At 76.0% G+C, this 14,516-nt stretch carries 11 protein-coding genes; 6 read left to right on the forward strand and 5 right to left on the reverse strand.

Annotation, left to right across the window (positions count from 1 at the left end):
• Positions 1-10: 10 nt before the first annotated feature.
• Both WDV85_RS15175 and WDV85_RS15180 read right to left on the reverse strand, forming a co-directional pair.
• The gene (locus WDV85_RS15175) at positions 11-1,012 is read right to left on the reverse strand and encodes a carbohydrate ABC transporter permease (protein ID WP_339571425.1); all 1,002 of its coding nucleotides are present in this window, start codon (positions 1,010-1,012) and stop codon (positions 11-13) included.
• Positions 1,013-1,020: 8 nt separating this feature from the next.
• A complete protein-coding gene (locus tag WDV85_RS15180) occupies positions 1,021-2,286 on the reverse strand; it encodes a sugar ABC transporter substrate-binding protein (protein ID WP_339571426.1) in 1,266 nt (421 codons plus the stop codon).
• A 321-nt stretch (positions 2,287-2,607) separates the two neighbouring features.
• Between WDV85_RS15180 and yicI the strand changes: the two genes are divergently transcribed.
• Entirely contained in the window at positions 2,608-4,881 is a 2,274-nt protein-coding gene (gene yicI / locus WDV85_RS15185; RefSeq protein ID WP_339571427.1) for an alpha-xylosidase, read from the forward strand.
• 35 nt (positions 4,882-4,916) lie between these two features.
• On the opposite strand, the gene WDV85_RS15190 is transcribed toward yicI, so the two are convergent.
• Positions 4,917-5,582: a helix-turn-helix domain-containing protein gene (locus tag WDV85_RS15190; protein ID WP_339571428.1), complete on the reverse strand. Its 666-nt coding sequence runs from the start codon at positions 5,580-5,582 to the stop codon at positions 4,917-4,919.
• 110 nt (positions 5,583-5,692) lie between these two features.
• Between WDV85_RS15190 and WDV85_RS15195 the strand changes: the two genes are divergently transcribed.
• Both WDV85_RS15195 and WDV85_RS15200 read left to right on the forward strand, forming a co-directional pair.
• Positions 5,693-7,207: an MFS transporter gene (locus WDV85_RS15195; protein WP_339571429.1), complete on the forward strand. Its 1,515-nt coding sequence runs from the start codon at positions 5,693-5,695 to the stop codon at positions 7,205-7,207.
• Positions 7,208-7,273: 66 nt separating this feature from the next.
• Complete coding sequence (locus WDV85_RS15200) at positions 7,274-7,837, forward strand: hypothetical protein (protein WP_339571430.1); 564 nt, start codon at positions 7,274-7,276, stop codon at positions 7,835-7,837.
• 9 nt (positions 7,838-7,846) lie between these two features.
• Here the strand turns inward: WDV85_RS15200 and WDV85_RS15205 are convergent, their stop codons facing one another.
• Together WDV85_RS15205 and xylA are read right to left on the reverse strand one after the other, a co-directional pair.
• Positions 7,847-8,923, reverse strand: coding sequence for a LacI family DNA-binding transcriptional regulator (locus tag WDV85_RS15205; RefSeq protein WP_339571431.1), 1,077 nt, complete (start codon positions 8,921-8,923; stop codon positions 7,847-7,849).
• Between the two features lie 354 nt (positions 8,924-9,277).
• Positions 9,278-10,477 (reverse strand): xylose isomerase, encoded by a 1,200-nt coding sequence (xylA, locus tag WDV85_RS15210; protein WP_339571432.1) that lies wholly within the window; start codon positions 10,475-10,477, stop codon positions 9,278-9,280.
• 266 nt (positions 10,478-10,743) lie between these two features.
• On the opposite strand from xylA, the gene WDV85_RS15215 reads away from it, so the two are divergent.
• The 3 genes from WDV85_RS15215 to WDV85_RS15225 form a co-directional block, all read left to right on the forward strand.
• Complete coding sequence (locus tag WDV85_RS15215; RefSeq protein ID WP_339571433.1) at positions 10,744-12,090, forward strand: ROK family transcriptional regulator; 1,347 nt, start codon at positions 10,744-10,746, stop codon at positions 12,088-12,090.
• A gap of 176 nt (positions 12,091-12,266) precedes the next feature.
• The gene (locus tag WDV85_RS15220) at positions 12,267-12,923 is read left to right on the forward strand and encodes a YdeI/OmpD-associated family protein (RefSeq protein ID WP_339571434.1); all 657 of its coding nucleotides are present in this window, start codon (positions 12,267-12,269) and stop codon (positions 12,921-12,923) included.
• A gap of 270 nt (positions 12,924-13,193) precedes the next feature.
• On the forward strand, positions 13,194-14,516 hold a 1,323-nt coding region (locus WDV85_RS15225), incomplete at its 3' end, for a TrkH family potassium uptake protein (RefSeq protein ID WP_339571435.1).

Below are 14,516 nucleotides of genomic sequence, written 5' to 3' on the forward strand. Positions count from 1 at the left end.
GCGGGCGGCCTCACTCGTCGACCGCCCGGCGGTTGGCGCGCAGGTACAGGACGGCGAAGACCAGCGAGACGACGATGAGGACGTTGCCGACCGCGGCGCCGAGCCCGAACTCGAACTGGGTGAAGGAGAGGTTGTACGACTGCACGGCGAGGGTCTGCGTGGCGCCGGCCGGCCCGCCCTGCGTGAGGCCGAGGATGACGTCGAGGACCTTCAGCGTGTAGACGACGCCGAGCACGAGGACGACCGTGACGACGGGCCGCAGCAGCGGCCACGTGATGTGGCGGAAGGCGCGCCAGCCCGTGGCGCCGTCGAGCGAGCCGGCCTCGTAGAGGTCCTCGGGGATGTCCTGCAGCCCCGCGTAGAGGATCGTCGTGTTGAAGGGGATGCCGATCCAGATGTTCACGACGACGACCGCGATGAGGGCCAGGGACGTGTCGGTCAGCCAGCCCGGAGACCCGCTGACGATCCCCAGGCCGCCGAGCACCTGGTTGAGGACGCCGTTGTCGCGGTCGAGGATCCAGCCCCAGACCGCGCTCGCCGCGATGAGCGGGATGAGCCACGGCAGCAGGAGCAGCGAGCGCAGCAGGTTCCCCAGCGGGAAGCGGCGCCGGAAGAAGACGGCGATGGCGAGCCCGAGGACGAACTGCCCCGCGATGGACCCGACGGTGAAGAGGGCCGTGTTGAGGGCGGTCCGGCCGAAGGCGGGGTCGCCGAGGACGGTCGCGTAGTTGTCGAGGCCGACCCACGGCGCCTCGCCGGTGACGAAGGTCCGCGTCGTGTAGTCCTGGAACCCCATGAGGAGGTTCTGGACGATCGGGTAGCCGAAGAAGGCCAGCAGGTACACCACGGCCGGCAGCAGGAACGCCAGCTCCAGCAGGCGGACCCGGGCGCGCGGCCCGCGCCAGCGGGACCGGCGCGGCGCGGCGCCGCCCGCCCCCGCGCCGTCCCCGCCCGACCGGTCGGCCGGGCGGGCGGCCCCGGGGCCGCCCGCCCGCGTCGTCGTCGCAGCCACGGTGCCGCTCAGCGCCCCTGTGCCTGCTCGAGGGCCTGCTCCGGGGTGGCGCCACCGGTGAGGGCCGTCTGCACGGCCTCGTAGATCGACGTCGCGGCGTCGGTCCACTCGGCGCCGAGCTCCCCGGTGCGCGAGCGCAGGTCGGGCACCTGGTCCACGAAGGCCTGGATGCGCGGGTCCTCGGCGACGACCTGCTCGCCCAGCTCGGGCTTGGAGGGCACCGTGCTGTTGGTGAGGGCGTCCTCGACGATGTTCTCGTCGGTGCCCATGCACGCGATGATGTCGGCCGCGACCTGCTGGCGGGCCTCGTCGCCGGTGGCGGGCAGGGTCCACGTCGCGCCGCCGAGGGGCGCCGTGACGGTGCCGCCGGCCTCGGGCGCCGGGAGGGTCGTCACCTCGTACTCGACGTCCGGGTTCTGCGCGAGGACGGGGAACTGCCACGGGCCGTTGACCATCATCGCCGCGTTGCCCGCGATGAACTGGTCGTTGACGTCCTCCTGGCCCCACGTGACGACGGACGGCGACGCGGAGCCGCTCTCCACGAGGTCGACCCACAGCTGCAGCGCCTCGGCCGTCTCCGGGGTGGCGATGTCGGACTCGTTGCCGCCGTTGGACCACATGAAGGGCAGGAACTGCCACGTGCCCTCGTAGCTCGGCGGGGCCGAGAAGGCGATGCCGTAGCGGTCGCCCTCGGTGAGGGTCTCGGCGGCGGAGCGCAGCTCGTCCCAGGTGGTCGGCGGCTCGACGCCCGCCTCCTCCAGGGCGGCGGGGTCGTAGAAGAGGGCGAGGGTGTTCGTCGTGGGCTGCAGGCCGTAGAGCTCGCCCTCGTAGGTGTTCGCGTCGACGACACCCTGGCTGTAGCCCTCGGCGGAGACGCCGTACTGGTCGAGCGGGGCCAGCGCCCCGGCGTCGGCCAGCTGCTGCACGTCGGGGTTGTCGATGGACAGGACGTCCGGGAGCGTCTGCGAGGACGCCTGCTGCAGGACGCGGGAGATGATGTCGCCGCCGGGGATCGACTGCCGCTCGATGTCGACGCCGACCTCCTCGCCGCACGCGTCGAGCTGCTCGCCGTAGAACGTGGCGCCCGGGTCGGTGACGAAGGTGTCCTGGACGGTGATGCTCGTGACGTCGGCCGGGTCGCCCGACCCGGCGTCGTCCCCGCCGCCGCAGGCGGCGAGGCCCACGACGCCGAGCAGGGCCGCGGCGGCCGCGGCGACGGAGCGCCCGGTCGCGCGGGTGGTGGGGTGGTGAGCGTGCGCTCCTCGTCGAGCCATGGCGGGTCCTCCGTGCAGCAGCTGGGCCTCCGGCGTGTCACCGGTGGGGGCGGGTGCCCCGGGCGATGCGCATCGACGGTGATGAGACCCGTCCGCGGGGTGTCCGCGGAGCCCGTCTCTTCATCGATACGGATCGACCGGCAGTGACGCTAGCAACCGGGTGGTCGCAGCGGCAAGACCGTGCCCGCCGGCTTCCGCGATGACCGATCGGCCTCCTTGCTGGCTGGCACCGACCTGGCCTACCGTCCGCGACGTGCGCTGAGTCGAAGCGTATCGACGCGCTCGACGGAGAGGCGCGGACACCGGGGACGAGGAGACGGCGTGAAGTTCACCGACGGCTACTGGCAGGACCGACCCGGCGCGCACGTGCTCCGGGCCCGGCAGGTCCGCTCGATCACGGCGGGGGACGGGCGCATGACCGTCCTCGCGCCCACCGCCGTCGTCCGCGGGCGCGGCGACACCCTCAACCGGCCGGCCCTGACCGTCACGTACAGCTCCCCGGCGCCGGGCGTCATCGGCGTCCGGGTCGAGCACCACGCCGGCCGGTGCTCCGCCGGCCCGTCCTTCGCGCTGGCGGCGGAGCCCGGCCACGTCCCCGACGTCGTCGTCGACGACGACGCGGGCGTCCTCACCTCGGGCGACCTGTCGGTGCGCGTGCCGCTCGGCGACGCCTGGGAGGCCGAGTTCCGTTCCGGCGGGCGGCTCCTCACCGCGAGCCGCGCGAAGGCGGTCGGTGCGGTGACGACCGACGACGGCGGCGAGTTCGTCCACGAGCAGCTGTCGCTCGCCGTCGACGAGCACGTCTACGGCCTGGGGGAGCGCTTCACGCCCTTCGTGCGCAACGGGCAGGTCGTCGACGTCTGGAACGCCGACGGCGGCACGTCCAGCGAGCAGGCCTACAAGAACGTGCCGTTCTACCTCTCGGACAGGGGCTACGGCGTCTTCGTCGACCACCCCGAGCATGTCTCCTTCGAGGTCGCCTCGGAGGTCGTCTCGCGGGCGCAGATGTCCGTGCCCGGCCAGGTGCTGCAGTACTACGTCGTCGACGGCCCGACGCCGAAGGACGTGCTCGCCCGCTACACGGCCCTGACGGGGCGGGCGCCGCAGGTGCCCGCGTGGTCCTACGGCCTGTGGCTCTCGACGTCCTTCACGACGGACTACGACGAGGCGACCGTCACGGCGTCCGTCGACGGGATGCTCGAGCGCGGCGTCCCCCTGTCGGTCGTGCACTTCGACTGCTTCTGGATGCGCGAGTTCCGCTGGTGCGACTTCGAGTGGGACCCGGCCGTCTTCCCCGACCCGGCGGGGATGCTGGAGCGCCTGCACGAGAAGGGCTTGCGCACCTGCGTGTGGATCAACCCCTACATCGCCCAGGCGTCGCCGCTCTTCGCCGAGGCGGCGGAGGCGGGCCACCTCGTGCGGCGCCCCGACGGCGGGGTGTGGCAGTGGGACATGTGGCAGGCGGGCATGGGCGTCGTCGACGTCACGAGCCCGGCGGCGCGGGAGTGGTACCAGGGCCACCTGCGGCGGCTGCTGGCGATGGGCGTCGACTCCTTCAAGACCGACTTCGGCGAGCGCATCCCCACCGACGTCGTGTGGCACGACGGGTCCGACCCGCAGCGCATGCACAACTACTACGCGCAGGCGTACAACGAGATGGTGTTCGAGGTCCTGCGCGAGCACCACGGCGAGGGCGGCGCCGTCGTCTTCGCCCGCGCGGCCACGGCCGGCGGCCAGCAGATGCCCGTCCACTGGGGCGGCGACTGCTTCTCGACCTTCGAGGCCATGGCCGAGACCCTGCGCGGCGGGCTGTCCCTCGGGCTGTCCGGCTTCGGCTACTGGAGCCACGACATCGGCGGCTTCGAGGGCACCCCCGACCCGGAGGTCTTCAAGCGCTGGGTGGCCTTCGGCCTGCTGTCCTCGCACAGCCGGCTCCACGGCTCGAGCTCGGTGCGCGTGCCGTGGGCCTTCGACGACGAGGCCGTCGAGGTCACCCGCACCTTCGCGCGGCTCAAGATGGCGCTCATGCCTTACCTGGCCGGCGTCGCCCGCGAGGTCACCGACGCCGGGCTGCCGATGGCGCGGGCGATGGTGCTCGAGCACCCCGAGGACCCGACGGCCGCCTTCCTCGACCGCCAGTACATGCTCGGCGGCGCGCTGCTCGTCGCCCCCGTGATGTCGGGCGACGGCGTCGTCTCCTACTACGTGCCCGAGGGGGAGTGGACCTCCCTGCTCTCCGGCGAGGTCGTCACCGGGCCGCGGTGGGTGCGCGAGCAGCACGCCGCCACCTCGCTGCCGCTGCTCGTGCGCCCGGGCACGGTCCTGCCCGTCGGCGCGCGCGACGACCGGCCCGACTACGCGTGGGACGAGGGCGTCGTCCTGCGCGTCTACGCGCTGCCCGACGGGCACCGCTCGACCCTCGTCGTCCCCCGGGAGGACGGGCCGGGCACGACCTTCACGGTCGCGCGGGACGGCGACGAGGTCGTCGTCGAGGCCGACTCCGGCCGCGGCGGGTGGGGCGTGCAGGTGGCGGGGGACGCGGCGACGCTCCTGCGGGCGCCGGCGGGGTCTCGGTCGGTGCGCCTGCACCTGTGAGGGGCCGGGCCCGGCCGAGAGTGGCGTCGGCTCCGCTACCGGGCCCCGCCCAGCAGCGCCTCGACCGCGGCGACCAGCGGGGGGGCCAGCTCCGCGGCGTCGGCCGACGCCAGCGGCTCGAGGGCGGTCGAGGAGCGCAGGAGGACGGTCCCGAGGAGGGTGCCGACGGCGACCTGGGCGGCGAGCAGGAGGTGCTCGGTGCCCGGGTCGTCGGCGCGCCGGCCCGCGGCCGCGGCCAGCTGCTCGGCGAAGGCGCCCAGCGTCGCGCGGCGGATCCGGTCGGCCCGCTCGTCGCCGGAGGAGCGCAGCAGGAGCAGCAGGGGCAGGCGCAGCCGCTCGTCGTCGGGGTCGGAGGAGCAGATGCGCTCAACGAGCCCCCGCAGCGACCCCGGCAGGTCCGCGCCGGCCCCGTCGAGGTGGTGCAGGGAGCGGGGCATGCACGCCTCGAACAGGCCCTCCTTGGACGTGAAGTAGCGGTTGACGGGCGCGGCGGTGACGCCGCCCCCACCGGCCACGTCCCGGACGGTCGTGGCCTGGTAGCCGTCGCGGGCGAAGCGACGGCGCGCGGCCTCGACGAGGAGGGCGCGGGCGGCCTGCGCGTCCCGCCGTCGGGCCCGGCCGCCGGGCGCCGGTGCGCCCTCGGCGGCCGCCTCGACGGCGGGGGCTCCGACGCCCGCGGACGGCCGTGCCCGGTCGCTCATGCCCGCCGACGGTAGCCGTCACCCGGTCGGGGTCGCCGCGTGCCCGGGCGTCGCAGCGGGGCGTACGCTCGGCTCCAAGTCATCACTCGTTTACTTCCGTGCGGAGCCCCATGTCGACATCCCTCAGCAGCCCCGCCCCGGACGACGCGGCGACGACCGCCCCGGCGCGGGTCCCGGCACCCCGCAGGGGTCCGCGGCACGCGGCGACGCGGCAGGTCCACAGCGCCGCGGTGGTGCTCTACCTGTCCCTGGGCGGCCTGTCCTTCGCCGTGCTCCAGTCCCTCGTCGCCCCCGCGCTGGGGACGATCGGCGCGGACCTCGGCGTCTCGACGAGCCAGGTGAGCTGGGTCCTGACGGCCTACCTGCTGTCCGCCGCGGTGCTCACCCCCGTCCTGGGGCGCCTCGGCGACATGGTCGGCAAGCGACGGGTGCTCATCGTCGTCCTCGTGCTGCTGCTCGCCGGGACGGTGCTGGCGGCCCTGGCGCCCACGCTCGGGGTCCTCGTCGTCGGGCGCGCCCTGCAGGGCGCCGCCGGGGCGGTGATGCCGCTGTCCATCGGCATCGTGCGCGACACGCTGCCGAAGGAGAAGGTCAGCGTCACCATCGGCCTGCTCTCGGCGATCTTCGGCATCGGCGCGGGCGTCGGCATCGTCGGTGCCGGCCCGATCGTCGAGCACCTCTCCTGGCACTGGCTGTTCTGGCTGCCCGCCGTCCTCGTCGTCGTCGCCCTCGCCGGGGCCGTCCTCGGGATGCCGGAGTCCTCGGTCCGCACGCCGGGCCGGCTCGACCTGCTGGGCACCGTCGTCCTGGCCGTCGGGCTCGTCTCGCTGCTGCTCGCTGTCAGCGAGGGGCAGTCCTGGGGCTGGTCGGACGGGCGCACCGTCGGCCTGCTCGTGCTCGGGGTCGTCGCCCTCGTCGGCTTCGTGCTCGTCGAGCTGCGCGTGGCCCAGCCGCTCGTCGACGTGCGGCTCTTCGCCCTACGGGGGGTGTGGACCGCCCACGTCGTCGCCCTGGCGTTCGGCTTCGCGATGTTCGGCACCTTCGTGCTCGTCCCGACGCTGCTGCAGCTCCCCAGCGAGGTCGGCTACGGCTTCGGGCGCAGCGTCAGCGAGGCCGGGCTCTTCCTGCTGCCGACCGTGGTGATGATGGTCCTCGCCGGGCCCGTCGCCGGGATGCTCGTGCGCCGGGTCGGGCCCAAGGTGCCGATGCTCGTCGGCGGCGTGAGCGTCACGGCGGCGTTCGTGCTCCCCGCCGTCTCGCACGTGCAGCTCTGGCAGGTCGTCGTCTCCGGCGTCCTCACCGGCGTCGGGATCGGCATGGCTCTGGCGTCGATCTCCAACGCCATCGTCGAGAGCGTCCCCGCCGGTCAGACGGGCGAGGCCGTCAGCACGAACGCCGTCGTGCGCACCGTCGGCAGCAGCATCGGCACCGCCGTCATCGCCGCGCTCCTCGCCGCGAGCGCCACGCCGCAGGGCCTGCCCGGCGACTCGGCCTTCACCGCGGGCTTCTGGGCCTGCGCAGGGGTGGGCCTCCTCGCCCTGCTGGCCGCCCTGGCCGCCCCCTCGGTCCGCCGGCGCCGGGAGACGGCGAGGGCCTCCGGCGTCACCGACGTCGAGGCGGTGTGAGCGGCCGCACCCGCGCGGCCTCCGCGACCGGTGCGGCGGCGCGGGTGCGACCGGCCCGGGGGTCGCGTGCAGCCCGCTGACACCGCCCTGCTGGGGCTGCTCGTGCTCGTGGGGTCCAGCGTCCCCCTCGTCCCCACCGGCGAGCTCCTCAGCGCCGCCGCCGCCCTGGCCGCGGGCTCCCCGCCCGCCCTCCTCGCCGTGTACGTCGTCTGCGTCGGCGCCTCCCTCGCCGGGGACGGCGCCCTCTTCGTGGGGGCGCGGGTCGCCTCCCGCCACCTGCCGTCACGGCCGCGCGCGTGGCTCGCCGCCCGCCGCGTCGCGCCGGCCGTGCGGGCGGCCCGCACCGGCATCACCACGCACGCGGGGGAAACCGTCGTCACCGGGAGGCTCGTCCCGGGCGGCCGCGCCCCGGTGATCGTGGCGCTGGCCTCCGGCGCCCACCCGCTGCGGCGCTTCCTCGCCGCCGACCTCCTCGCCTGCGCCCTGTGGGCGGGGCTCTACGTGGCTCTGGGTGCGCTCGGCGGGCACCTCGCCGACACGCCCGCCGCCGGCACCCTGCTCGCCGTGGCGGCCGCCGTGGCCGCCGGCGTGCTGCTGCGCGTGCTCAGCCGGGCGCGCAGCCGCGCCTGAGGGCGCCGATCAGGCCGCGGGCCCGGCGACGGTCGTGCGGCGGTGCGTCAGCCGCGGCGGCACGAGGTGCACGCCGCCGCCGGTGGGCGGGTCGTCGCCGAGGAGGCGGAAGAGCTCCTGCACGGCGCGGCGCGAGACGTCGCGGCTCTCCGTCGAGACGTTGCTCACGGGCGGCGACGTCGCCGCGGCCGTGGCGTCGGGCAGCATCGCGACGACCGAGACGTCGCGCCCCGGCACGACGCCCCGCTCGGCGAGTGCCGTGAGCGCGAGCGGGACGGCGCCCCCGCTCGCCACGACGAGGCCCAGCCCCGGGTCGTCGTCCGGCCCCGGGTCGTCGTCCAGGCCGTCGTCGTCCGCGCCGTCGCCGTCCCGCGCGGTCTCTAGCGCCCGGCCCACGGCGGCGCGGACGGCGGCCGCGGTGTGCGCGACGGGCGACAGGAGCGCGCACTCGACGCCCGCCGCCGACGCCGCGGCGAGGGCCGCGTCCCCGAAACGGCGCACGTAGCCGATGTCGCGCTCGACGGCCTCCGGCGGGTAGCCCAGGACGGCGATGCGGCGGTGGCCCCGCTCGACGAGGCCCTCCACGGCCAGGCGCCCGGCGGCGGCGAAGTCGAGGTCGACGCACACGAGGCCGTCGGGCTCCTCGGGGACGCCGACGAGGAGCACGGGCACCCGCAGGCCCGAGGCGACGGCGATCCGCTCGTCCCGCGCCTCCACCTCCATGAGGACGATGGCGTCGCAGAGGCGCCGGCCCTCGAGGCGGGTGAGCGCGCTCGTCCCCTCGTCGGCGGTGACGAGGAGGACGTCGTGGTCGTGCTCGCGCGCGCCGCTCGCGATGGTCTCGATGAAGGGCAGGAGGCCGCCCGGGTCGGCCGAGGCGCCGAAGGGGACGACGAGGCCGACGACGTGCGTGCGCCGCCCGGCGAGGGCCCGGGCGCCCGCGTTGGGGTGGTAGGTGAGCTCCTCGATGGCGGCCTGGACGCGCTGCCGCACCTCCTCGGAGATGGGCCGCTTGCCGCTCATGACGTACGAGACGGTGCTCTGGGAGACGCCGGCGAGCCGGGCGACGTCCTTGCTCGTCGGCACGTCGCCACCTCTCTGCTCGGTCGAGCCCGCCCCGCTCCCGGCGTCGACCTGCGGGTCGATCCGGATCGACGATCGACGCTAGGGCACGGCCTCGGGCGCGGACAACCACCGGTGCGCGCGCGGCGGTGCTGGTGGGCGCCCCCGGCCTGCGTCGGCGCGGACTTCGAGGGCCGGCGACCGGCGCGTCGGCCCTCGAAGTCCGCGCCCGCACCCGGCGGCCCGGCGCGTCGGCCCTCGAAGTCCGCGCCGGGACGGACGCGGGGCCGCCGCCCGGACGGGCGACGACCCCGCGGTCGTGGACGGTCGCTGCTGCGACCGGTGGGGCCGCGGCCGAGGGCCGCGACCGGTGGTGCGTCAGCTCGCGGCGCCCATGAGGTGCTCGAGGGCGAGCTGGTCGAGCCGCACGTGGCCGCCGTGGCGGGCGCCCGAGGCCTCGGCGTCGAAGTCCTCGAAGGCGGTGCGGTCGGCGACGAGGTCGGCGAGGGTCTCGCCCTCGGCCAGGGTCGGCGTCGCCAGCTCGGTGACCTGCGCCTGCTGGAGGGCCTCCTGGACGCGCGGGTCGGCGCGGAAGGCGAGGGCGCGCTCCTTGAGCAGGAGGTAGGTCGCCATGTTGGCCTCGGCCGACGTCCAGACGCCCTCGGTCGACTCCACGCGCAGCGGCTTGTAGTCGAAGTGGCGCGGGCCGTCGTACGCGGGACCGCCGCCCGGGAAGCCGTTCTCGAGCAGGTCCACCGTGGTGAAGGCGTTGATGAGGTCGCCGTGGCCGAAGATGAGGTCCTGGTCGAACTTGGGCCCGTGCTGGCCGTTGAGGTCGATGTGGAAGAGCTTGCCCGCGGAGAGCGCCTGGGCGATGCCCTGCGTGAAGTTGAGGTTGGACATCTGCTCGTGCCCGACCTCGGGGTTCACGCCCACGAGGTGGGGGTGCTCGAGGGTGTGGGTGAAGGCGATGGCGTGCCCGACCGTCGGCAGGAGGATGTCGCCGCGGGGCTCGTTCGGCTTCGGCTCGATGGCGATCCGGATGTCCCAGCCCTGCTCGACGATGTGCGTCGTCAGCAGGTCCACGGCCTCCTTGTAGCGGGAGAGCGCGCCGTGGACGTCCTTGGCGACGTCGACCTCGCTGCCCTCGCGCCCGCCCCACATGACGAAGGTCTTGGCGCCCAGCTCGACGCCGAGCTCGATCTGCATCAGCGCCTTGCGGAGGGCGTAGCGCCGCACGCCGCGGTCGTTCGCGGTGAAGGCGCCCTCCTTGAACATCGGGTGGCTGAAGAGGTTGGTCGTGACCATCGGCACCTGCATGCCGGTGTCGCGCAGCGCCCCGCGCAGGCGGTCGAGGATGCGCGTGCGCTCGGCGGCGTCGCGCTGCGTCGTCTCGAAGGGGACGACGTCGTCGTCGTGGAACGTGATGCCGTAGGCGCCCATGTCCGACAGGCGGTGCACGGCCTCGACGGTGTCGAGCACCGGGCGGGTGGCCGCGCCGAACGGGTCGTTGGCCGTCCAGCCCACGGTCCAGAGGCCGAAGGAGAACTTGTCGTCACGGGTGGGCGTGGGTGCCACGGGGAGGCTCCTCGTCGTCGAGTCGGGCTTTCGTCCAGTCACTGAACATAAGCGGTCGGCGGGGCGCCGTCAACGGGGAGGGGCCGCCCGTCCTCCTCCGGGTGAAGGGGGCGTCACCTTCGCCGTGGGAGGGGCCTCGGTCGTGAAGGGGGCGTCACCTTCGCCGTGGGAGGGGGCCCGGGCGTGAAGGTGGCGTGACCGTCGCGAGGAGGTCGGGTCGTCGTTCCGGGAGCGGCGGGCCCCGGGGGCTGTGGCACGGTGCGCGCGTGGACGTCACGCGGCAGGAGGACCTGCGCGAGCGCAACAGCGCCGCGCTCCTGTCGCGTGTCGTCGCCGCCGTCGAGCCGCCGTCGCGCGCGTCGCTGGCCGCGGCCACGGGTCTGACGCGCACGACCGTCTCCGCGCTCGTCGACCAGATGCTGCTGGCCGGGCTGCTCGAGGAGGTCGACCCGCCCGGGCCGGCCCGGGGGCGACCGGCGCAGCGCCTGCGGCTGTCGGGACGGCGCGTGGCCGGCCTCGGCGTCGAGGTGGGGGTCCGGCACCTCGCCGCGGGCGTGCGCGACCTGGGGGGCGCGACCCGCGTCCTGCGCGTCGTCCCCGGAGACCAGCGCGGCGCGGCGCCCGAGCGGGTGCTCGACGCGGCCCTCGCGCTCGCCGACGAGGTGCTGGCCGCCGCGGCGGCGCAGGGGCTCGAGGTCGTCGGCGCGGCCTGGGGCCTCCCCGGGCTCGTGGACGCGAGCGCCGGCGTCGTCCGGCTGGCGCCCAACCTCGGGTGGTTCGACGTCGACGTCCTCGGGCGCGTGCGCGACGGCGCGGCCGCGCGGGGCGGGGGCGTCGGGGCGCTGCCCACCGTCCTGGAGAACGAGGCGGCCCTCGCCGCCCTCGCCGAGGCGCGTTCGGTGGACGCCGCGGTCGGGTCGGGCGGCCCGACCGTGGGCGAGGCGGCGACGGGCGAGGCGGCTGCGGCCGGCGCCCCGGCTCCGGACGGCCCCGCGCCCGGCAGCTTCCTCCTCGTCTCCGGCGAGGTCGGCATCGGCGCCGCCGCCGTCGTCGGCGGGCGCCTGCAGCGGGGCGAGCACGGCTGGAGCGGCGAGCTGGGGCACGTGGGCGTGGACCCGGGCGGGCCCGTCTGCGGCTGCGGGGCGACCGGCTGCCTCGAGGTCTACGCGGGGCAGGACGCCGTCCTCGCCGCCGCGGGGCTCGACCCGGGCGGCAGCAGCGCGGCCGAGGGCGGCGGGGCCGGCGCCGTCCTCGCCCGCGCCGCCGCCCGCGGCGAGGAGCGGGTGCTGCGGGCCCTCGACGCCGCGGGCCGGGCCCTGGGCGTCGCGACCGCCTCGGCGGTCAACGTGCTCGACGTCGACGCCGTCGTGCTCGGCGGCGTGTACGCCCCCCTCGAGCCGTGGCTCGGGCCGCCGCTGCGGGAGGAGCTGGACCGCCGGGTGCTGCGCGCCCGCGTGCTGCCCGTCGCGGTGCGCGCGGCCCGCCTGGGGGCCGACGCCGTCGTCCTGGGCGGGGCCGCGCGCGTGCTGCAGGGCGTGCTCGAGCGGCCGGCGGCGCTCCTCGCTGCGGTGCCGCCGCCCAGCGCGGCAGGTGGCAGCACCACGTCGGCGTAGAGGCCGACCAGGTGCTGCCACCTGGCCCTCTGGAGCTCGCCCGCCGCGCGATCGAGGCGGAGGGCGGCCCGCTGCGCGTCCGTGGGGCCCGAGCGGAGCCGCTGACCTCTCCCGGGGCCTGGTGCGCGCGGCCCTCGGACCGCACGATGGGCCTCCGAGCCGCGAGGGAGGACGCCGTGACCGTCGACCCGCCGACGTCGGTGCGCGCCCCACGCCGCCGCCCCGAGCAGCCCGAGCTGTGCGTCGCCGACGCCGCCGCCTGGCGGGCCTGGCTCGACGAGCACGAGAGCACCAGCGACGGCGTCTGGCTGCGGCTCGCGCGCAAGGCCGCGGCCGCCGACGGGGGCGGTCCGACGACGCTCGTCTACGCCGAGGCGCTGGAGGAGGCGCTGTGCAGCGGTTGGATCGACGGGCAGTCACGCCGGGGGGACGAGCGCGCCTACTGGCAGCGCTTCACGCCCCGCCGGGCGCGGAGCCTGTGGTCCGCGCGCAACACGGTCGCCGTCGCCCGGCTCGCCGAGGCCGGTCGGATGCGCCCGCGCGGGGCGGCCGAGGTCGAGCGCGCGCAGGCCGACGGGCGCTGGGACCGGGCCTACGCGGGCCCCGCCGACATGCTCGTCCCCGAGGACCTGCAGGCGGCCCTCGACGCGGACCCCGCCGTCGCCGCCGCCTTCGCGGCGCAGCCCGCGCAGGACCGCTACGCGGCGTGCTTCCGCGTCGTGACGGCGTCCACCCCGGTTCTGCGCGCCCGTCGCGTCGCGGCGGTCGTCGAGCGTCTGGCCGGCGCGCGGGGCGAGCAGGCGACGACTCGCCCCGGGGGAGCGGCTCCGTAGGGCGAGCAGGCGACGACTCGCCCCGGGGGAGCGGCTCCGTAGGGCGACCTGGCGACGACTCGCCGCGGGGGAGGGATGAGCGGGGGCGAGCAGGCGACGACTCGCCCGGACGAGGCGCCTCGGCGCCCCTGCGCACGCGCGCAGCCGCGGGGTGCCAAGGTCTGCGCCGTGCCCGAGGCCCCTCCGCCGTCGCCCGCCCCGCCGCCGCGGGGCGCCCCTCCGCGTCCGGGACGACGTCGCGGGGGGCGCCGCCCGGGCGCCCTCGCCCCGGTGCGCGGGGCGGCCGGGCGCGGGACGGGCAACCCGGCCCTCGTCGTCGTCGGCGGCTTCGCGGGCGCCTCCGCGGTCGGGACGGCGCTGCTGTCGCTGCCCGTCGCGACGGCGTCCGGCCAGAGGGCGCCGCTCGTCGACGCCCTCTTCACCGCCGTGTCGGCCGTGTGCGTCACCGGGCTCGTGACCGTCGACACCGGCTCCTACTGGTCGCTCTTCGGCCAGGTCGTCGTCCTCCTGCTCATCCAGGCCGGCGGGCTGGGGATCATGACGCTGGCGACGCTCATCGCGCTGCTGCTGCGCCACCGGCTCGGCCTGCGGGCCCGGCTCGTCGCCCAGACGGAGACGAAGACGCTCACGAGCGCGGACGTGCGCCGGGTCGTGCGTCGTGTCGTCCTCTTCAGCCTGGTCTGCGAGGCCGTCGTCGCCGTCGTGCTCACGGCCCGCTTCGCCGCGGGGTACGACGAGCGCTTCGGCGCGGCGCTCTACGACGGCGTCTTCCACGCCGTGTCGGCGTTCAACAACGCCGGGTTCTCGACGAACGCCGACAGCCTCGTCGGGTACGCGGGCGACCCGGTGGTCCTCGGCGCCGTCTGCGCGGCCGTGGTCGTGGGCGGCCTCGGGTTCCCCGTCGTCTTCGAGCTCGTGCGCTCCTGGCGCCGCCCGTCGGGGTGGTCGGTGCTGACGCGGATCACGGTCGCCGTCACGGCGGTGCTCCTCGTCGTCGGGACGGTCGGCTACCTCGTGGGCGAGGTGAGCAACCCGGCGACGCTGGGCGCCCTGGACCCCGAGGACCGGGCGCTGGGCGCCTTCACGGCGTCCGTCATGGCCCGCACCGCCGGCTTCAACGCCGTCGACATCGGTGCCCTGCGCCCCGAGACGCTCTTCCTCACCGACGTCCTCATGTTCATCGGGGGCGGCAGCGCCGGCACGGCCGGCGGCATCAAGGTGACGACGTTCGGCTTGCTCGCCTTCGTCGTCTGGGCCGAGGTGCGCGGCGAGCCCGCCGTCGTCGTGGGGCGCCGCCGGGTGCCGCAGGCCACGCAGCGGCAGGCGCTCTCGGTGGCCCTCCTCGGGACGGCGCTCGCCGTCGTCGGCACCTCGCTGCTGCTCGACCTCACGAGCGTCTCCCTCGACCAGGCGCTCTTCGAGGCCGTCTCGGCCTTCGCCACCGTCGGCCTCTCGACGGGCATCACGGCCGACCTGCCCACCGACGCGCGGCTCGTGCTCGTGGCGCTCATGCTCGCGGGCAGGGTGGGCCCGCTGACGCTCGCCACGGCCCTGGCCCTGGGGGGGGGAGCGCGACGCACGCAAGCCACCCAA

This window comes from Pseudokineococcus sp. 5B2Z-1 (assembly GCF_037482305.1).
GTDB lineage: Bacteria > Actinomycetota > Actinomycetes > Actinomycetales > Quadrisphaeraceae > Pseudokineococcus.